Source organism: Comamonas sp. CMM03 (genome assembly GCF_019218715.1).
GTDB lineage: Bacteria > Pseudomonadota > Gammaproteobacteria > Burkholderiales > Burkholderiaceae_C > Comamonas > Comamonas terrigena.
The window spans coordinates 840438-859455 of record NZ_JAHUXB010000002.1; the positions used below are offsets into that span (position 1 = coordinate 840438).

Annotated in this window: 15 protein-coding genes; 5 read left to right on the top strand and 10 right to left on the bottom strand. The window is 66.1% G+C overall.

Going from position 1 to position 19018, the window contains the following annotated elements:
* Positions 1 to 27: 27 nt before the first annotated feature.
* The 5 genes from KW830_RS10660 to KW830_RS10680 all read right to left on the bottom strand — a co-directional run bounded on the left by KW830_RS10660 (position 28) and on the right by KW830_RS10680 (position 6533).
* Positions 28 to 948, bottom strand: a complete 921-nt coding sequence (locus tag KW830_RS10660; RefSeq protein WP_218333120.1) for a glyoxylate/hydroxypyruvate reductase A — start codon at positions 946 to 948, stop codon at positions 28 to 30.
* Between the two features lie 253 nt (positions 949 to 1201).
* A complete protein-coding gene (locus KW830_RS10665) occupies positions 1202 to 3244 on the bottom strand; it encodes an acetyl/propionyl/methylcrotonyl-CoA carboxylase subunit alpha (RefSeq protein WP_218333121.1) in 2043 nt (680 codons plus the stop codon).
* A 77-nt stretch (positions 3245 to 3321) separates the two neighbouring features.
* Positions 3322 to 4095 carry a DUF4126 domain-containing protein gene (locus KW830_RS10670; RefSeq protein ID WP_066539960.1) on the bottom strand — a complete coding sequence of 258 codons (774 nt, stop codon included), beginning with the start codon at positions 4093 to 4095 and terminating at the stop codon, positions 3322 to 3324.
* 31 nt (positions 4096 to 4126) lie between these two features.
* On the bottom strand, positions 4127 to 4912 hold the full coding sequence (locus tag KW830_RS10675; protein WP_066539957.1) for an enoyl-CoA hydratase/isomerase family protein: 786 nt from the start codon (positions 4910 to 4912) through the stop codon (positions 4127 to 4129).
* A 13-nt stretch (positions 4913 to 4925) separates the two neighbouring features.
* A complete protein-coding gene (locus tag KW830_RS10680) occupies positions 4926 to 6533 on the bottom strand; it encodes a carboxyl transferase domain-containing protein (RefSeq protein ID WP_066539954.1) in 1608 nt (535 codons plus the stop codon).
* 92 nt (positions 6534 to 6625) lie between these two features.
* On the opposite strand from KW830_RS10680, the gene KW830_RS10685 reads away from it, so the two are divergent.
* Entirely contained in the window at positions 6626 to 8356 is a 1731-nt protein-coding gene (locus KW830_RS10685) for a Na+/H+ antiporter (RefSeq protein WP_218333122.1), read from the top strand.
* 44 nt (positions 8357 to 8400) lie between these two features.
* On the opposite strand, the gene KW830_RS10690 is transcribed toward KW830_RS10685, so the two are convergent.
* Entirely contained in the window at positions 8401 to 10113 is a 1713-nt protein-coding gene (locus tag KW830_RS10690) for an AMP-binding protein (RefSeq protein WP_066539952.1), read from the bottom strand.
* A 119-nt stretch (positions 10114 to 10232) separates the two neighbouring features.
* Between KW830_RS10690 and KW830_RS10695 the strand changes: the two genes are divergently transcribed.
* Both KW830_RS10695 and KW830_RS10700 read left to right on the top strand, forming a co-directional pair.
* Positions 10233 to 11288 (top strand): AraC family transcriptional regulator, encoded by a 1056-nt coding sequence (locus tag KW830_RS10695; protein ID WP_066539944.1) that lies wholly within the window; start codon positions 10233 to 10235, stop codon positions 11286 to 11288.
* A gap of 409 nt (positions 11289 to 11697) precedes the next feature.
* A complete protein-coding gene (locus KW830_RS10700; RefSeq protein ID WP_218333123.1) occupies positions 11698 to 14643 on the top strand; it encodes an autotransporter domain-containing protein in 2946 nt (981 codons plus the stop codon).
* 167 nt (positions 14644 to 14810) lie between these two features.
* Here the strand turns inward: KW830_RS10700 and KW830_RS10705 are convergent, their stop codons facing one another.
* The 4 genes from KW830_RS10705 to KW830_RS10720 form a co-directional block, all read right to left on the bottom strand.
* A complete protein-coding gene (locus KW830_RS10705; protein WP_066539939.1) occupies positions 14811 to 15479 on the bottom strand; it encodes an HAD family phosphatase in 669 nt (222 codons plus the stop codon).
* Between the two features lie 113 nt (positions 15480 to 15592).
* Positions 15593 to 16009: a YchJ family protein gene (locus KW830_RS10710; protein ID WP_280000010.1), complete on the bottom strand. Its 417-nt coding sequence runs from the start codon at positions 16007 to 16009 to the stop codon at positions 15593 to 15595.
* Positions 16006 to 16710 carry a DUF4197 domain-containing protein gene (locus tag KW830_RS10715; protein ID WP_218333124.1) on the bottom strand — a complete coding sequence of 235 codons (705 nt, stop codon included), beginning with the start codon at positions 16708 to 16710 and terminating at the stop codon, positions 16006 to 16008. Before KW830_RS10715 ends, KW830_RS10710 begins: the two co-directional genes overlap by 4 nt.
* A 209-nt stretch (positions 16711 to 16919) precedes the next feature.
* Positions 16920 to 17732, bottom strand: a complete 813-nt coding sequence (locus tag KW830_RS10720; RefSeq protein WP_218333125.1) for an alpha/beta fold hydrolase — start codon at positions 17730 to 17732, stop codon at positions 16920 to 16922.
* 199 nt (positions 17733 to 17931) lie between these two features.
* Here KW830_RS10720 and KW830_RS10725 point away from each other — a divergent pair, with 199 nt between their 5' ends.
* Together KW830_RS10725 and KW830_RS10730 are read left to right on the top strand one after the other, a co-directional pair.
* A complete protein-coding gene (locus tag KW830_RS10725) occupies positions 17932 to 18453 on the top strand; it encodes an ImmA/IrrE family metallo-endopeptidase (RefSeq protein ID WP_066539927.1) in 522 nt (173 codons plus the stop codon).
* A gap of 72 nt (positions 18454 to 18525) precedes the next feature.
* Positions 18526 to 19014 (top strand): DUF421 domain-containing protein, encoded by a 489-nt coding sequence (locus KW830_RS10730; RefSeq protein ID WP_218333126.1) that lies wholly within the window; start codon positions 18526 to 18528, stop codon positions 19012 to 19014.
* Positions 19015 to 19018: the final 4 nt, after the last annotated feature.

Genomic DNA, 19018 nt, shown 5'->3' on the forward strand with positions numbered 1-19018 from the left:
CTCCATCCCCCTCATCGGGTCATCGGGTCAATACCCGCGCTGCGGATCGACCATGCCCTTGACGGGCTTGCCCTGGCTCAGGTCCACCACCTTGCCGACGATCTGGGCAATGCTTTCATCGCGCAGCGTACGGGCAGAGGTGTGGGGCGTCATGGTGATGCGCGGCTCGGACCAGAACGGATGGCCGGCGGGCAGAGGCTCCTGGCGGAACACATCCAGCGTGGCCCCGGCGATCTGGCCTTCGGCCAGCAGCGCCAGCAGATCGTCCTCCACCAGGTGCCCGCCACGCGCCACGTTGACCACATAGGCGCCGGCTTGCAACCGGCCCAGATTCTCGCGGTTCAGAATGTTCTCGGTCTCGGGCGTCAGCGGCAGCAGATTGATCAGCACCCTGGTCTGCGACAGAAACTCCGCAAAGCCATCGCTGCCATGCAGCGTGCGCACACCGTCCACCGCCTTGGGCGAACGGCTCCAGCCCAGCACAGGGAACTCGAACACCGTCAGCGCCTTGGCCACGCGCTCACCCAGCACGCCCAGGCCCATGACGCCCACGGTGAAGTCCTCGCGCGTGCGCGGCTTGCGGAAAGCCCATTTCCCGGCGCGCATATCGGCCTCATAGCCATCCAGCTCGCGGAAATGGCGGATCACCGCCTGCGTCACATATTCGGCCATCTGCACCGACATGCCGGCATCGTCCAGTCGCACTACCTGGGCATTGGCCGGCAGCCTCAGCTTCATCAGCGCATCCACACCGGCGCCGATGTTGAACAGCGCCTTCAATCCCGGCTGCTCGTCCATGAACTGCTGGGGCGGCGCCCACACCACGGCGTAGTCCGCCTGGGGGGCACCCGGCGCCCACACGCTGATGTCTGCATCCGGCAGCGCGGCGCGCAAGCCCTCCAGCCAAGGTTCGGCCTTGGTGCCCGTACAACAAAAAGTGACTCTCATGGCGCGCAAGCGTAACCGGGTTGGTGGGGGGACGCTGTCATCGGCAGCGCAATCCCTTGGCAAAAAAAGGAGCTGCATGGGCCCATGAAGACTGGGCCGCCAACAGATCCTGGCCGCATCCTTCGATGTCTAAGCACAGGGCGCGCACTTTTCGATGGCGGCCATCACCGCTTGCCATGTGGCCCCTGGCGCGCCCCTGCACACCGCCCCCGGTGGCGCCGGGAACCGCCCGCAAAGCCGCGCCCTCCGCCATTCAGGCCGCCACGGCGCTGGTGATGCGGATCAGCTCCGCCCCTTCCGCCACCTGGTCGCCCGGTGCGTACAGCAGCTCCTGCACCACGCCATCGGCCGGTGCCGCAATGGTGTGCTCCATCTTCATGGCCTCCATCACCGCCAGCGGCTGGCCCTTGGTCACGCTGTCGCCGGCCTGCACCGCAAACGACACCACCTTGCCGGGCATGGGCGCCGTCAGGCGGCCTCCTTCGGTGCCGCTGTCACCGGCATGGGCCAGCAGATCGACTTCGGTCAGCTGGGCGCTGCCGGCCGGGGTGAACACGGTCACCGCTTCGCCCTGCACATAGACCTGCACGCTGCAGCGCTGCGCACCCAGCTGCAGATCCAGTCCACCAGCACCCAGAGCGCGCCATTGCAGTGTCTGGGCTTCGCCAGCGGCCTGCGCGCCCACTTCGGTCACGCTCAGCTGCGCCGGGGCACCGCCTTGGGCGTAGGCCAGTGTGGCCGCCAGCTCCACGCCCTGGTAGGCAAACTGGAAGTAGCGCTGCGAGCGGCCATACATGCTCCAGCCGTCGCGCTGGCTGAAGGGGTCGGCCGTCTGGGTGGCTTTCTCCTGCTCCAGCGTGGCGGCCACGGCAGCGGCAATCGCCAGCTGGCGGCCCACGGCATCCTGGCCGAACAGCACGGCACGCTCCCGCTCGATCAGTGCCGTATCCAGCTTGGCCGTGGCAAAGGCCTTGCTCTTCACCACCTGCCGCAGGAACTGTACATTGGTGGCCAGGCCCACGATATGCGTTTGCTGCAAGGCCGCATCCAGCCGTGCCAGCGCCTGGGCACGGTCGTCGCCATGCACGATCAGCTTTGCGATCATGCTGTCGTAGAAGGGGCTGATGGCATCGCCTTCTCGCACGCCGTCGTCCACGCGCACATCGCCGATGGCAAAACTGGTGCAATCCGGCTTGCGGTAGACGTTCAGGCTGCCGGTGGCGGGCAGGAAGTTGTTCTCGGGGTTTTCGGCACAGATCCGCGCCTCGATGGCATGGCCGATGATCTTCAGCGCGCTTTGCGGCTTGGGCAGCGGCTGCCCTGCCGCCACCAGCAACTGCCAGGCCACCAGGTCTTCGCCCGTGATGGCCTCCGTCACCGGATGCTCCACCTGCAGGCGGGTGTTCATTTCCATGAAGTAGAACTGCATGGCGTCGGGCTGGTCATAGCCGCCGGGCTGTTCGACGATGAACTCGACTGTGCCCGCACCCACATAGTTCACGGCCTTGGCGGCGGCCACGGCGGCTTCGCCCATCTTCTTGCGCAGCGCCTCGGTCATGCCGGGGGCGGGTGCTTCTTCCAGCACCTTCTGGTGGCGGCGCTGCACAGAGCAATCGCGCTCGAACAGGTAGACGCAGTTGCCGTGCGTGTCGCCAAACACCTGGATCTCGATATGGCGGGGGCGCAGCACGTATTTCTCGATCAGCACAGCATCGTTGCCAAAGCTGTTGATGGCCTCGCGCTTGCACGACTCCAGCGCAGCGGCAAAGTCCTGGCTTTTTTCCACCAGGCGCATGCCCTTGCCGCCGCCGCCGGCGCTGGCCTTGATCAGCACCGGGTAGCCGATACGGTCCGCTTCCTGGTGCAGCATGGAGGGATCTTGCCCGGCGCCGTGGTAGCCAGGCACCAGCGGCACCTGGGCCTTTTCCATCAGCTGCTTGGACTCGGCCTTCAGGCCCATGGCACGGATGGCACTGGCGGGTGGGCCAATGAAGACCAGGCCCGCGGCCGCGCAGGCATTGGCAAAGTCTTCGTTCTCCGAGAGAAAGCCGTAGCCGGGGTGGATGGCCTCAGCCCCTGTCTGCCTGGCCGCCTCCAGAATGCGCTCCCAGCGCAGATAGCTGTCCTTGGGCGCACTGCCGCCGATGTGCACGGCCTCGTCACAGGCCGCCACATGCTTGGCGTTCGCGTCCGCATCCGAGTACACGGCCACGGTGCGCACGCCCATGCGGCGGGCAGTGGCCGCCACGCGGCAGGCAATTTCACCGCGGTTGGCAATCAGGATCTTTGTGAACATATTGTCTCCAGGATTTTTGGGTCTTCTCAGGCGCTTGTGTCCGTTGCAAGTGCACAAGCCGTCCAGTCTTTAGATCTCTAGGTCTTTGGCAGTGCGTCCGCCTCGGCACCGAACCAGCCACGCAGGCGGCGGACCGCACCGCGCACAAAGCGCCACAGCATCCAGGTCACCACCCACATGGCAATCACCACCACCACCAGCGCCACGCCGAACACCAGCGGATGGGCCAGCGCCAGCCAGATGGCGCCGACGGCCGTGGTGTCCTCCACCAGGCTGGCACCCACATTCGAAAACGGCTCCGGGCTGGTGTTGATCAGCGCACGGGTGCTGGTCTTCGCAGCCTGGCTGGTGGCCGCCAGCGTGCCGCCCATCAGTGCGGCCACCGTGGCCATGGTGGCGTTGTCGGCACCGAACACGCCGGCAGCCAGGGCCGCCCCGGCGGGCACGCGCAGCACGCTTTGCAGCAAGTCCCACAGCGAATCCACGCCGGGAATCTTGTCGGCCAGAAACTCCACACACAGCATGCTGCCACTGGCAAACAGCAGGGCCGGGTGTTCCAGCACATGCAGGCCGCCGGGCAGCACCACCAGGCCGGTGGCGCCCAGCAGCCCCACCAGGAACACCACGATGTAGAGCCTGAAACCGCTGGCCCAGCCCAGTGCGGCGGCCAGGGCCAGCAGGCTGGCCATGTCCATGCCGCTCAAGGCCTTGCCCGCCGTGTCCGCCACCGCGCCGCCGGCCGATGCCATGGCATCGCCGGCCTGCCGTGCCGCCTGCTCCACCGCCTCGCGGTCGGGGTGCAGGCCCACGCGGTGCAGCCATTGGAGGAAGGCGTTCCAGTACTCGGTCATGGCCGTACGCTTTCAGGAAGTCAGAGACCTCTCACGATAGCCAGGACGGCTTGCGCTTGCTGAGGAAGGCCTGCACGCCTTCCTTGCCTTCCTCGCTGGCGCGGATATCGGCAATCACCTCGACGGTGGAAGCGATCAGTTGGGCGTTGATTTCCCGCTCGGCCACATCCAGCACCAGTTTCTTGCAGGTACGCACCGCGTCCGGCCCGGCCACCAGCAACGCCTTGAGCAGGCTGTCCACGGCGTCGTCCAGCTGTTCGGCCGCCACCACCTGGTGCACAAAGCCGATGCGCAGGGCTTCGGCCGCATCAAAGCGCTCGCCGGTCAGAAAGTAGCGGTGGCCGGCACGCGCGCCCATGGCACGCAGCACATAGGGGGCGATGGTGCCGGGCACCAGGCCGATCTTCACCTCGCTCAGGCAGAAGCCGGCGTTCTCTGCCGCCACCGCCATGTCGCAGGCCGCCACCAGGCCCATGCCGCCGGCATAGACATCGCCCTGCACGCGGGCAATGGTGGGCTTGGGGCAGTGGTAGATGGTGCGCAGCATCTCGGCCAGAGCGCCCGCATCCTGCAGGTTCTCGGCACGGTCGTAGTCGGCCATGCGGCGCATCCAGTTCAGGTTGGCGCCGGCACAGAACGCCGTGCCTTCCGCCGCCAGCACGATGGCGCGCACATCCGGGCGCTCGCCCGCCACGCGGAAGGCTTCGGTGATTTCCAGAATCACCTCGTCACTGAAGGCGTTGCGGATTTCCGGCTGTGTCAGCGTGACGGTGGCCACGCCGGCGTTGACGGTCAGGGTCAGATAACGGTGGGTCATAGCATCCTCCCTTTCACATGCGGAACACGCCGAACTGCGTGTCCTCGATCGGTGCATTGCGGCTGGCCGACAGGCCCAGCGCCAACACGCGCCGGGTATCCGCCGGATCGATCACGCCATCGTCCCACAGGCGGGCCGTGGCGTAGTAGGGGTGGCCCTGGTCTTCGTACTGCTGGCGGATTGGGGACTTGAAGGCCTCTTCCTCCTGCGCGCTCCAGCTGCCGCCCTTGGCTTCGATGCCGTCGCGCTTGACGGTGGCCAGCACGCTGGCCGCCTGCTCGCCGCCCATCACCGAGATGCGGGCGTTGGGCCACATCCACAGGAAACGCGGGCTGAAGGCGCGGCCGCACATGCCGTAGTTGCCGGCGCCAAAGCTGCCGCCAATGATGATGGTGAACTTGGGCACCGCGGCCGTGGCCACGGCCGTGACCAGCTTGGCACCGTGGCGGGCAATGCCTTCGTTCTCGTACTTGCGGCCCACCATGAAGCCGGTGATGTTCTGCAGAAACACCAGCGGAATCTTGCGCTGGCAGCACAGCTCGATGAAGTGCGCCCCCTTGACGGCCGATTCGCTGAACAGAATGCCGTTGTTGGCAATGATGCCCACCTGCATGCCTTCGATGCGGGCAAAACCGCAGACCAGCGTGCTGCCGAAGCGGGCCTTGAACTCGTCGAACTGGCTGCCGTCCACGATGCGGGCAATGATTTCGCGCACATCGAATGGCTTGCGCGTATCCACCGGAATCACACCATACAGCTCCCGGGCATCAAACAGCGGCGCCGCCGGCGTGCTGTCTCCCTGCGCTGGCGCCTTGTTCTTGTTCAGATTCGCCACCGCCTGGCGGGCCAGCGCCAGCGCATGCATATCGTTCTGCGCCAGATGGTCGGCCACGCCGGACAGGCGCGTATGCACATCGCCGCCGCCCAGGTCTTCGGCGCTGACCACCTCGCCGGTGGCCGCCTTCACCAGGGGCGGGCCGCCCAGAAAGATCGTGCCCTGGTTCTTGACGATGATGGACTCATCGCTCATGGCCGGCACATAGGCGCCGCCGGCCGTGCAGCTGCCCATGACCACCGCGATCTGGGAAATGCCCTGGGCGCTCATATTGGCCTGGTTGAAGAAGATGCGGCCGAAGTGTTCGCGATCCGGAAACACATCGTCCTGATTCGGCAGGTTGGCACCACCGGAGTCGACCAGGTAAATGCACGGCAGATGGTTCTGCGCGGCGATTTCCTGGGCGCGCAGGTGCTTCTTGACCGTGATGGGGTAGTAGGTGCCGCCTTTGACCGTGGCATCGTTGCACACCACCATGCAGTCCACGCCGCTGACGCGGCCGATGCCGGCAATCAGCCCGGCACCCGGCGCATCGTTGCCATACATGTTCAAGGCGGCCAGCGGCGCCAGCTCCAGAAACGGCGTTCCCGGATCCAGCAGGCGCTGCACGCGTTCGCGCGGCAGCAGCTTGCCGCGCGCCACATGCTTGGCACGGGCAGCCTCGCCGCCCCCCAGCGCCACCTGTTCGCAGCGCGCACGCAGGTCATCCACCACCGTCTGCATCGCAGCGGCATTGGCCAGGAAATCCGCGGAACGCGGGTTAAGTTGTGTCCCCAGAATGTTCATCGTCTGCCTTTACGGGTTTACCCTAGCTTTTCCCATGGTTTTTGCTTCTGTCCGATACGCGCGCGCCGGGTGCTCTCACAGAAAATGCCCCCATGCACACCGTTGAAACCGTCTTGCTCGTGCTGATGCTCGGTGCCGTCACCGGCATTGCCGCACGCTATATGCGCGCCATTCCGCTGCCTCTGATCCAGATTGCCCTGGGCGCCGTGATTGCCTGGCCCCAGAAGGGGCTGCACATCAGCTTCAATCCTGAACTGTTTCTGCTGCTGTTCATTCCGCCGCTGCTGTTTGCCGACGGCTGGCGCATTCCCAAGCGCGAATTCTTTGCCCTGGCCCGTCCCATCCTGCTGCTGGCCTTCGGTCTGGTGTGCTTCACGGTGCTGGGCCTGGGCTACTTCATCCACTGGATGATTCCGTCCATCCCGCTGACCGTGGCCTTTGCCCTGGCGGCCGTGGTCTCGCCCACGGACGCCGTGGCCGTGTCGGCCATCACGCGCAACCTGGGCATGCCGCACAAGACCATGCACATGCTCGAAGGCGAATCGCTGCTGAACGACGCGTCCGGCCTGGTGGCCGTCAAATTCGCCGTGGCCGCCACGCTGACCGGCGCCTTCTCCTGGGGCGCCGTGGCCAAGGACTTCACCTGGATGGCTGTTGGTGGCCTGGGCATTGGCGCGCTGATGGGCTGGGGTTTCAGCACCGCGCGCGATGCCATCACCCGCCGCGTGGGCGATCTGGCCGCCACGCAGATGGTGTTGCTGCTGGTGCTGCTGCCCTTTGCGGCCTACCTCGCGGGCGAAAAGATCGGGGTCTCGGGCATTCTGGCTGCCGTGGCTGCCGGTATTGCCACCAATTTTGCCGACCTGGACCGTGGCAACTTCATCTCCGAGCGCCTGCAGACCGAGGGCACCTGGAGCATGGTGGAGTCGGCCTTCAACGGTGCCATCTTCCTGCTGCTGGGCCTGCAGCTGCCGTCCATCATCGGCGTGACCTTGCTGGACGCCGGTGACGACTGGTGGCAGCTGGTGGCCTATGTGGTGGTGATTTCCTTTGCCCTGCTGCTGATGCGCTGGGTGTGGATCACGCTGGGCGTGCACGGCGCCCTGCGCCGCGCCCACCAGGAGGGCAAGATGCTGGAAAAGCCCTCCCACCTGCTGAATCTGGCCACCACCATGGCCGGCATCCGTGGTGCGGTCACGCTGGCAGCCGCCCTGTCCATTCCGGTCCACATGCGCAGCGGCCTGCCCTTTCCCTCGCGCGATCTGCTGATCTTTCTGGCCACCGGGGTGATTCTGTTCACCCTGGTCCTGGGCAGCATCGCCCTGCCGCTGCTGCTGCGCCGCATGCCCGCGCACGAAGACACCGAGACCCAGCACGAGGAGCGCAGTGCCCGCGCCGCCGCCTGCAAGGCGGCCATCGCCAGCCTGACCATGACCGAGGAAGAAGCGCAAAAGCACGACGAGGCCTGGATCGCCCAGTACCAGGAAGTGGTGGGGCGCATCACCCAGGAATACCGCAACCGCATCCACCTGCTGGACGACAGCGGCGTGGCGACCTCCACCGAAGCCCAGCGCGACACCCCCGAAATGGTCCATGAGCGCCGCCTGCGCTATCTGCGCGAGATGGAACTGCGCCTGCACTGCATTCACGTGGAGCGCGACACCCTGTACGCCGAACGCCAGGCCCACCGCATCAACGACGAAACCCTGCGTGCCATGGTCAGCGAACTGGACATGTCCGAAGTGGCGCTGCGCAAACGCCTGGTGGTGGCCCGCCGCGCCGCCGGCCTGCCGCCCCTGCCCCACGCCGGCGGCGCGCACTGAGCGCCACGGCACGCAGCCGGTAAGAGTGCGACGGGCCGTGCAGCTCATGCCGTGCGATCCGTGGTCAGCTGCAGCTGTTCCACCATCTCTTCGCGGATGCGGAACTTCTGGATCTTGCCGGTCACCGTCATCGGGAAAGCGTCCACAAAGCGGATGTAGCGCGGCACCTTGTAGTGGGCAATCTGCCCCTGGCAGAAACTGCGCACCCCGTCCTCGTCCAGGCTTTCACCGGGCTTGGCGATGATCCAGGCGCACAGCTCCTCACCGTAGCGGCTGTCGGGCAGGCCCACCACCTGCACATCCTGAATTTTCGGATGGCGGTAGAGGAATTCCTCGATCTCGCGCGGGTAGATGTTCTCGCCGCCGCGGATCACCATGTCCTTGATGCGGCCGACGATGTTCACATACCCCTCGGCGTCCATGGTGGCCAGGTCGCCGGTGTGCATCCAGCCCTCGGCATCGATGGCTTCGCGCGTCTTGGCCTCGTCCCCCCAGTAGCCGTGCATCACTGAATACCCCTTGGTGCACAGCTCGCCCGATGTGCCGGGCGCCACCGTGGCACCGGTGTCGGGGTCGATCACCTTCACTTCCAGGTGCGGCTGCACCTTGCCCACCGTGGCCACGCGCTTTTCCAGCGGCGTGCCGGCATCGCTCTGGCAGCTGACCGGGCTGGTTTCCGTCATGCCGTAGGCGATGGTGATTTCGGACAGATGCATGTCGCGCACCACACGCTTCATCACCTCGATGGGACAGGGCGAGCCGGCCATGATGCCGGTGCGCAGCGTGGACAGGTCGAACGTCTGAAACTGCGGGTGCTGCAGCTCGGCAATGAACATCGTGGGCACGCCGTGCAGGCCGGTGCAGCGCTCGGCCTGCACCGCCTCCAGCACGCTCAGCGCATCAAAACCGTCGTTCGGGTAGACGATGCAGCTGCCGTGGGTGAAGCAGGCCAGGTTGCCCAGCACCATGCCAAAGCAGTGGTACAGCGGCACGGGGATGCAGAGGCGATCTTCGGGCGTGAGCCGCATGCATTCGCCTATGAAGAAACCGTTGTTCAGGATGTTGCGGTGCGTCAGCGTCGCACCCTTGGGGAAGCCCGTGGTGCCGCTGGTGAACTGGATGTTGATGGGGTCGGTGTTCTGCAGCGTGGCCGCGATCTGGTCGATGCGCGCATCCTCGGCATGGCCTTCGGCCAGCAGATCCGAAAAACGCACCATGCCGGGCTGGTCATCGCCCTCGTCCGCCACATCGATCCACACCACGGTGCGCAGCGTGGGCAGGCGCACCGCCTCCAGCTGGCCGGGCGTGTGGTCGGACAGCTCGGGCGCCAGCTCGCGCAGCATGCCCAGGTAATTGCTGGTCTTGAACTGCGGCATGGCCACCAGTGCCTTGCAGCCCACCTTGTTCAGCGCGTATTCCACCTCGGCCGTGCGGTAGGCCGGGTTGATGTTGACCAGGATGATGCCTACCTGCGCCGTGGCCAGCTGCATCAGCACCCATTCGGCGTTGTTGTGGCTCCAGATTCCCACGCGGTCGCCCGGCGCCAGCCCCAGGCCCAGCAGCGCGCTGGCCAGCTGGCGGGCGCTGCGGTGCAGCTCGGCATAGGTATAGCGCAGGCCCTGGTGGCGGCTGACCAGGGCCTCGCGCCCGGGCTGGCGCGCAGCCATCTGCGCAAAGAAATCGCCAATGGTCTGCTCGATCAGCGGCTGGTCGGTCGCACCGCGTGCATGGCTGGTGGACAAAAGGGTGGCGTCCATGGGAATGTGTCTCCTGCTGCCGGCGGCGCTGCGTGGCGCTGCCATGTCGATAGGTGGGTTCAGGATACGGGTCTCTCCCGCCCAGATGGCGTCAGCAAGGTTGCAATAATTGCCACACCATGTACACGCCCAGCCTGGTCCCCGAGACCGCCTCCGCCCTGCACGCCTCCCCTGCACTCACGCCCATGGCCTTTGTGCAGGCCGTGGTCTGGGCCTATGCCAAACGCGACCTGGACCCGATCGCCGCACTGCAAGCGGCACAAATTGCGCCAGAACAGGTGGCCAAGACCCGTGCCCGCATCACCGCACTGCAGATGGAGCTGCTCTGTGCCCACGCCATGCGCGAGCTGGACGACGAAGCCCTGGGCTGGTTCGGCCGCCGACTGCCCTGGGGCAGCTACGGCATGCTGGCGCGCGCCAGCATCAGCAGCCCCACGCTGGGCCTGGCCATGGCACGCTGGTGCCGCCACCACGGGCTGCTCAATGACGATGTCACGCTGGAGCTGGTGCGCCACGGCGAACTGGCCGAGCTGCGCCTGCAGGAGCGGCGCGATCTGGGCCCGGTACGGGAGTTCTGCACCGTCTCGCTGCTGCGCAACGCCCACGGCGTGGCCAGCTGGCTGATCGACGCGCGCCTGCCGCTGCTGGAAGCCAGCTTCCCATTTGCGGCCCCACCCCATGCCGATGCCTACCCGCTGATGTTCCCTGGCACGGTCACTTTCGATGCCCCCTGGGCCAGCCTGCGCTTTGAAGCCCGCCTGCTGGACCTGCCGCTGGCCCGTGACGAAACCGCGCTACAGCAGATGCTGCAACGCGCCCTGCCCATCCAGGTACTGCCCTACCGCCGTGAAAAGCAGTGGAGCGCCCGCGTGCGCCAGCTGCTGGTGGCCGACACCCAGCTGCTGCACACCGCCGACACCCTGGCCCGCGCCCTGCTGGTGTCACCGCGCAGCCTGCACCGCCAGCTGCAAACCGAAGGCCAGACCCTGCAGGCCCTGAAAGACAGCGTGCGCCTCGACCGTGCCACCACCTTGCTGCTGCGCAGCGACCGCCCGCTCAAGCGCATCGCCCAGGCCTGCGGCTTTGCCAGCGACAAAAGCTTTCTGCGCGCCTTCAAGGCCTGGACCGGCCACAGCCCGGCGGAATACCGGGCGCTGCACCGGGTGGCGGACTAGCAGCGGCTTGCAGGCCGGCGCTGCGGCCATGCACACCGGCGGCACGCCGTCGCAAGGCACCTGGACAGCACCCGGCAGATTTCCATCGCGCGCGGCCTCCTCTGCCCCGGCAAGACCCATGGCAGCACCTCTCCTTGGGGTTTCAACGGCGCTCATGCCACCCCCATGGACTGCCATGCCCCCGCAGCGGTGCCTTTGCCACGCCATCGGAGAACGTGGCACCACAAGGCGACCGTGCCATTGCCTCGGCCAAGCGGGGCCTCCCAGAAACGCCACCCGGCAATCTTACTTAATTGTTAAATTTTGTAATTTTTGCCTTACAGTGCGCTACCGTTCGTCGCTGCGCAGCGCATGCGACAGCGGGGGCTGCGAACCGACCAGCCCCCCGGAAACACTGGAACTCCCCTTCATGAACCGCATTTACCACAGCATCTGGAACGCCACCTTGGGTACTTGGGTGGCAGCCCCCGAAACCGCACGCACAGGCAGTACCAGCCGCCGCCGTACCCGTCTGGCACTGTCTTCGCCACCGGCCCACCTGCCGGCCTGGAAACCCCTGGCTGCCGCGCTGGCGATGGGACTGGCAAGCATGCACGCAAGTGCGGTCAGCAGCGAAACCATTAACGTTCCTGCAGGAGCAACGCAAACCGTTCTGAACGACTACTTTTCAACCGATTTCTTGGGGGGATTCATTGCTGCCACTGGCGAATTCGTGGTGGACAGCAACGCCACACTGCAGAGTTCAGGAACGTTGGACAACCATGGCGTACTGCGCAACACCAGCGCCCTGACCAACAACGGAACGTTCAACAACCACATCGGCGGCCAGCTGACCAATGAGGGCGGCGACGAGCTCCGCAACAAGGGCACGCTCACCAACGACGGCACGCTCACCAACAGCGATGGTCAGCTGGTCAATGACGCGTTCAGCACACTGGACAACAACGGCACGCTGAACAACAACGCCGGCCAGCAACTGAACAACTACGGCACACTGAACAACCACACCGGTGCCACGCTGATGAACACGGGCGGTATGCTGAGCAATTACCACACGCTGCACAACAGCGGGACCCTGACCAACAACGGTTCGCTGAGCAACGCCAATGATCTGCAAGCCTCCCCAGGCAGCGGACTGTTCAATACCGGCACGCTGATCAACAACGGCGTGCTCTACAACGGAACCACGGGCAATGCCAGCAGCGTGCTGCGCAATGAGGGCACCTTGACCAACAACGGCTCGCTGGTCAATTACGCCGCGCTGGACAACACCGGCACGCTGACCATCAACGACATACTGACCAACCACGGCCTGCTCACCAACGGCGGCACCTTGCACCTGTCGAATGCTATGCAAGGCTATAGCGGGCTGGCCAACACCGGCACCCTGCTCAACAGCGCCAGTGGTCAGTTGAACATCGACAGCGGCAGCTGGCTGCACAACAACGGCACGCTGACCACGGAAGGCACGATCAGCAATGCAGGCACCCTGAAAAACAATGCCACGGGCACCGTGTCCGTTGGTACTGGCGGTACCAGCGGCACGCTGGTAGGCAATGTCGTCAACGACGGTGCCCTGGTCTTCAACCGCAGCGACGCCGCCGTCTACAGCGGCGCAATCTCCGGTACCGGCACCCTGCAGAAAGATGGTGCCGGCATCCTGGTCCTGAGCGGCAACAGCAGCAGCTACAGCGGCAGCACCCTGGTTGCAGCGGGCACCTTGCTGCTGGGCAGCACCGGCAAACTGGGCGGCAATCTGACCGTGGCCAGCGGCGCCACCCTGGCCGGTACCGGCAGCCTGGGCGGCACAGGCAGCGTGACCACCATCGCAAGCGGCGGCACCATCACCACCGGTCTGATGGCGGCAGCCAGCACGCCTTACGGCACGCTGCGCGTGCTGGGGGACCTGGTGATGCAGTCCGGCTCCACCTATCTGGTCCAGACCGACCCCAACTCCGACGCCAGCAGCCTGATCAAGGTGGCTGGCCAGGCCACGCTGGCAGGCAGTGCGGTGCATGTGGGCGTCCAATCCGATGCCGCCACCGACTACCAGGTGGGCAAGACCTACACCATCCTGGAAGCCAGCCAGATTGTCGGCACGTTTGATTCCGCAACCTCGAACTACGCCTACCTGGACGCTACCCTGGGCTACACCAGCCACGAAGTGACGCTGCAACTGCAGCGCAAATCCAGTGGCGGCGGGCAGATGGAATTCGCGGAGCTGGCCGAAACGCGCAACCAGTCCTCCGTGGCCAACGCCATCAGCAGCCTGTCCAGCAGCAGCGCGCTCTACCAGTTTGTGGAGAAGCTGCCAGCAGGCACCCCTGCGGCGGTGCTGGCCAGCCTGTCCGGTGATGTGCAGGCCAGCGTGGGCAGCAGCCTGGTGGGCCTGGGCGCTTATGCCCCCAGCGTCAGCGGCCAGCATCTGCGCAACAACATGACGGCGGGCTTGCGCCCTGGCGCTGCTGTGGCGCAAAGCGACGGTCCGCTGCCGGCATCGGCCTGGCCGTCTTCCAAGGCCCTGCCCGCCTGGGCCGAGGTGGTGGGTCACTGGCAGCGTTATGACGGTGATGGCAATGCCGCGCAACTAAAGCAGCGCACCACCGGCCTGTTCCTGGGCATGGACGAGGAAGTGGGCACCAGCGGCTGGCGCCTGGGCGGTTCGCTGGGGTACACCAATGCCAGCGGCAAGGTGGCAGACCGTTCCTCCGAGTCGGATGTGAACAGCTACAGCGCGGCCGTGTACGGCGGCAAGAGCTTTGGCACCGGTACCGGCCCACGCATCAATGTGCTGGGTGGTCTGGCCTATACCTGGCACGACATCGAGACCACGCGCCGGGTGAGCAGCCTGGGCCAGACCCTGAAGGCCGACTACAGCGCCCACACGGCGCAGCTGTTTGCTGAAGTGGGTTACGCCATCGGCCAGTACGACAAGGTGGGGTTTGAGCCCTTCGCAGGTGTGAGCCTGGGCCAGCAGCGCACCGGCAGCTTCCAGGAGCACGGCGGTTTTGCCGCGCTGCAGGGCCGCAGCAGCACCGACGACCTGGCCAGCACCACCTTGGGTGTGCGTGTGCACAGCGACTTCCAGCTGGCCGGCAAGGAAGGCCGCCTGCGCGCCACCGTGGGCTGGCGCCATGCCTTTGGTGATGTGACGGCCAAGAAGACCATGGCGTTTGAAGGCGGTCAGAACTTCACCGTGGCGGGCACGCCGCTGGCGCGCAACACTGCCGTGCTGGGCCTGGAGTCCGATGTGGCCCTGTCGCGCACTGCCGCTCTGGTACTGGGCTACCAGGGCGAGATGGGCAGCGGCCAGCGTGACCACTCTGCCAGCGTGAAGCTGCGCTGGGCGTTCTAAGCGCAGAGCGCATTGCGTACCAACCCCTGCCGGTGCAAACCGGCGGGGGTTTTTTCATGGACAGGGCGGAAAAGAGGCAGCGGCTCTCCGGAGGTCAGGTGCTCGCCCCGGCAGGCGATTCGGACGTTCTGCGCCAACCCTCCGGTGGCACCCGCCGCATCACCGCATCACAGGATGCCCAGCAGGCGCGGCAGGTCCGCCATATCGTCAAACACCTGGGTGGCACCAGCTTCCAGCAGCTGCGCGGGTGTGGAATGCGCGCCCACCTTGGGGCAGAAGCCCCAGACGGTGGCACCGGCACGCACGCCGGCGGTCAGGCCGGGAACCGAGTCTTCGATCACCAGGCAGCGGGCCGGATCGGCCTGCACGGCGGCGGCGGCGGCCAGGTACACATCGGGCCAGGGCTTGGTGCGCGGCAGGTCGTGGCCGCTGAAGACATGTTCGCCAAAGAAGGGGGACAGTCCCACTTTCTCCAGTTGCATCACCACCTTGGGTTTGTCGGCACCGCTGGCCACGGCCATCTTGCCGGCGAGGCGGGTGAACAGCTGGGCCACGGCAGGCACTGCCCCGTCGATCGGCTCCAGCTCGGCGCGCAGGCGCTGGTTGCGGCGCTCGTAGAACTCGGCCATCCAGGCATCCGTCAGCGGCTGGCCGGTTTCGGCTTCGATCAGCGGCGCCTTGCTGCGCACGGTGTGGCCGACAAAGATGCGCATGCACTCGTCTTCGCCCAGCGCCCAGCCGGATGCATTGAGCATGCCGTGCAGCACGCGGTTGGTGATGGTTTCGCTGTCGACGAGCACGCCGTCGCAGTCGAACAAGATGGCTTCAAATTGCATAGCTGTCTGTGTACGCGCCTGGCGCGCAGTCACTCCGTTGCATCAAAAAATCAAACATTTCCCGCGGCTGCAGCACAGGGGTGAAACGGTCATGGCCGCCCAGGGCGGCCAGCTCAGAACTGCGCACCGTCGACGTAATACCAGCGCCCCGCTTCCTGCACAAAGCGGCTGCGCTCATGCAGGCGCACGGCGCGGCCGGCCACGCGAAAGCGGGCCACAAACTCCACCTCGGCAGTGTCCGCGCCGGTGGCCACAAAGTCCTTGACCTGCAGACCCAGCCATTTGGCCCCGGGCTCGAATGCCAGCTCCGGCGGACGCTCGCTGCTATGCCAGGTGGCCAGCAGATAGGACGCGTTCTCGCACACAAAGGCGGTATAGCGCGAGCGCATCAGGTGCTCGGCATCCGGTGCCGGCGCGGACTCCCAGTGGTCGATGAAGCGGCCGCAGCAGGCGCTGTATGCCACCGGTTTCCCCTTGGCTGCGCGCCCGCAGGGGCAGGCGGTGGAAGCGGCGATTCCTGCAGGGCTCACTTCAGCGCTCCGAACACTTTTTGCAGCAGCGCGCTGCCGGCACCCACGGGATCGCGGCGCAGGGCACGCTCCTGCTCGCCAATGGTGGTGAACAGGCCGTCCAGCGTCTTGCCGGTCACATACTGGGCCAGATTGGCCTCTTCGGCTTTCAGCAGGCCGAAGCCCGCGGCCTTGCCCGCCAGCTGGTTGTACTGCGCCACCAGGCCGAGCTTGTCCGTTTCGCGGGTGACGATGGGCAAGAAGCGCTCGGCCAGCGGCGCACGCGTCTTGCTGGCAAAGAACTGGGTGACCGAGGTGTCACCGCCGCCCAGAATGCTTTTGGCATCCGCCACCGTCATGCTCTGCACGGCCTGCAGCAACACTGCCTTGCCTTCGGGCACCGCTGCTTCGGCGGCGCGGTTGAGCGTGGTCTCCAGCGCCTCCACCCGCTGGCCCATGCCAAAGCGCTTGAGCAGCTTGGCGGCATCGGCCAGCTGGCCCGGCAGCGGAATGCGCACCTGGGGATTGGACAGAAAACCATTGGGCTTTCCCAGCACAGCCACGGCGGCTTCCGCGCCCTGGGTGAGCGCGGCCTTGACGCCGCTGCTGGCTTCGGCATTGGTCAGCTGTGACAGGTCCAGCGCCTGGGCCTGGGACCATGCGGTCAGCAACAGGGTGCCGGCAAAGCCGGTGGCGGCATGGTGAAAATCGCGTCGCTGCATGGACGGAGGGCTCCTGAATGCGGTGGCGCGGCCGAAGGTGCGCGCCCAGCCCGGGATTGTTGCAGACCGCTGCAACCCCAGCCGGGGCACGGCGCCATGGCCGCGTTGCGCACTGCACCATGCCCACCGCACCGCTCCCCAGCCCTCCGCTGGAACTGCCCACGATGGACGGCACCGGGGAATGCAGCGGCTCAGCAGTGCGGCGTGGATCAGGTCGCCACCAGGTGCATGTCCGACTCACCCACATGGGCCAGAAAACGGGCCATGGCCGCTTCCACCTCGGCCGGGTGGGTCAGGTGGGGCGCGTGGCCTGCACCGGGAATCTGCAGCCAGCGGGCATTCGGCAACTCCTGCGCCATGGCCTGGGCGCGGGGGATGCTGACACAGACATCGCGCCCGCCGTGGATCACCAGCGCAGGTTGCTCCAGCGCAGCCACCCGGCCGGTCAGGTCATCGCGCCCGGCAAAGGCGGCAAAGCAGCGCAGCAGCTGGGCAGGTTGCCAGCGCGCCCACTTGGCCTGCCATTCGGTGATGCCATGCCAGCCGGCATCGACCAGCCGGTGGGCCACGCCTTTGGCCATGGGGTCGGACAGTCCCCCGGCCGCCCACTCCTGCACCAGCGAGGTATGGCCAGGCAGCTTCTGCGGATCTTCGGTGCTGGCCTGGGTGCCCATCAGCACCAGGGCGCGCACCCGCGCAGAGTGGCGCAGCGCACAACGCAGCGCCACCTGCCCGCCTTGCGACACCCCAACCACCACGGCCTTGCGGATGTCCAGATGCACCAGCAGCGCGTCCAGGTCGTCGGCCAGATCGTCGTAGCTGAAGTCCTGCGGCGGGCCTTCGCTGCGGCCATGGCCGCGCGCATCCCAGCTGATGCAGCGCCACTGCGAACAGAAGCGTTGCGCCAGCCCATGGAACATGCTGCCGTCCATGAGAAAGCTGTGGGCAAACACCAGGACCGGCTTGGCGCCGCGGGTGTCTTCGTAATGGATGTGCTGTCCGCGCAGTTTGGTGATGGGCATGCGGTTCTCCGCAGACGGTCTGTGTTGCAACGCAACATTCAATACACCAATTTTTATAGCAACCAGCATCCGCCTTTGCTGGATGGCATGTCATACCCTTGCACGTACTGTAGCGGGCAAACACCCATTGCGGTACACCGTCCGGGCACCGCAATGGTGCGCTGTACCACCCGCGTGCGGACCATCGGATAATGATCCCATGGCACTGCTCGCGGAAGGCATTCTGAAGACGCACTGGGACCAGTCGGTTCCGGTCAATCTGGCGCGCATGGCCAAGGCCATGCGGCTGGTGGTGGCCCTGGGCGATACGGGCGAAGCCTGTGCCGTGCTGGACATCTCCCCACAGCGCAAGGCCTGCGTCACCATCGGCCGCCAGCACCCCATCACCTTGCAGCGCTATGGTGTGGCCCATGCCATCGCCCACTTGGCACTGCACCACCTGCGCCCCGGCATGCAGCGCGCCATCTGCATCAGCGGCAGCTACCACGCCGACCACAGCCAGCGCCAGGACAGCGAGGCCAACGACTTCGCCCTGCAGCTGCTGATGCCCGAATCCGTGCTGCGCTTCACCGTGGAGGGCGGCCATGCCCGCACGCTGCAGGAGCTGGCGCATCTGTTCGAGGTGCCGGAGATTCTGGTCAAGCAGCGCCTGGCCGATCTGGACCTGCCCATTCCCAAGACCCTGGCCCAGCGCCTGGACCCCAGCGTGGCCTGGGACTGATTCCAGCCCTGCCGCACGCACTGCCGGCATTCCGCGTTATCGTGGTCCCATCCTGGGTTCAAGGAGCATGCGATGTGGCAGTTGGCAGTCCCCTGGTGGGAATTGGTCGTGCGCGGGGTAATCGTCTACCTATTCTTGCTGGTCTTTCTGCGCCTGACCGGGCGGCGCCAGACGGGGCAGTACGCACCATTCGATCTGGTGCTGCTGCTGATCCTGTCGAACGCCGTGCAGAACTCCATGAATGCGGGCGACAACTCGCTGGTGGGCGGCCTCGTCAGCGCCGGCACCTTGATCGGCTGCCATGTGCTGCTGGCCCGGCTGAGCTTTCGCTACCCGCGCCTGCGCCACGTCATCGATGGCCGTCCCAAGGTGCTGATCCATGAGGGCGTGGTGCAGCAGGACCTGCTGCTGCAGGAGCAGATCACCGCCGACGACCTGTCCGCCGCACTGCGCGCCAACGGCTGCCTGAACGCCCATGCGGTGGAGCGCGCCACCATCGAAACCAATGGCCAGATCACCGTGGTGCTGCGCCGCCGCATCCCCGACCTGGACGGCATCTGAAGCG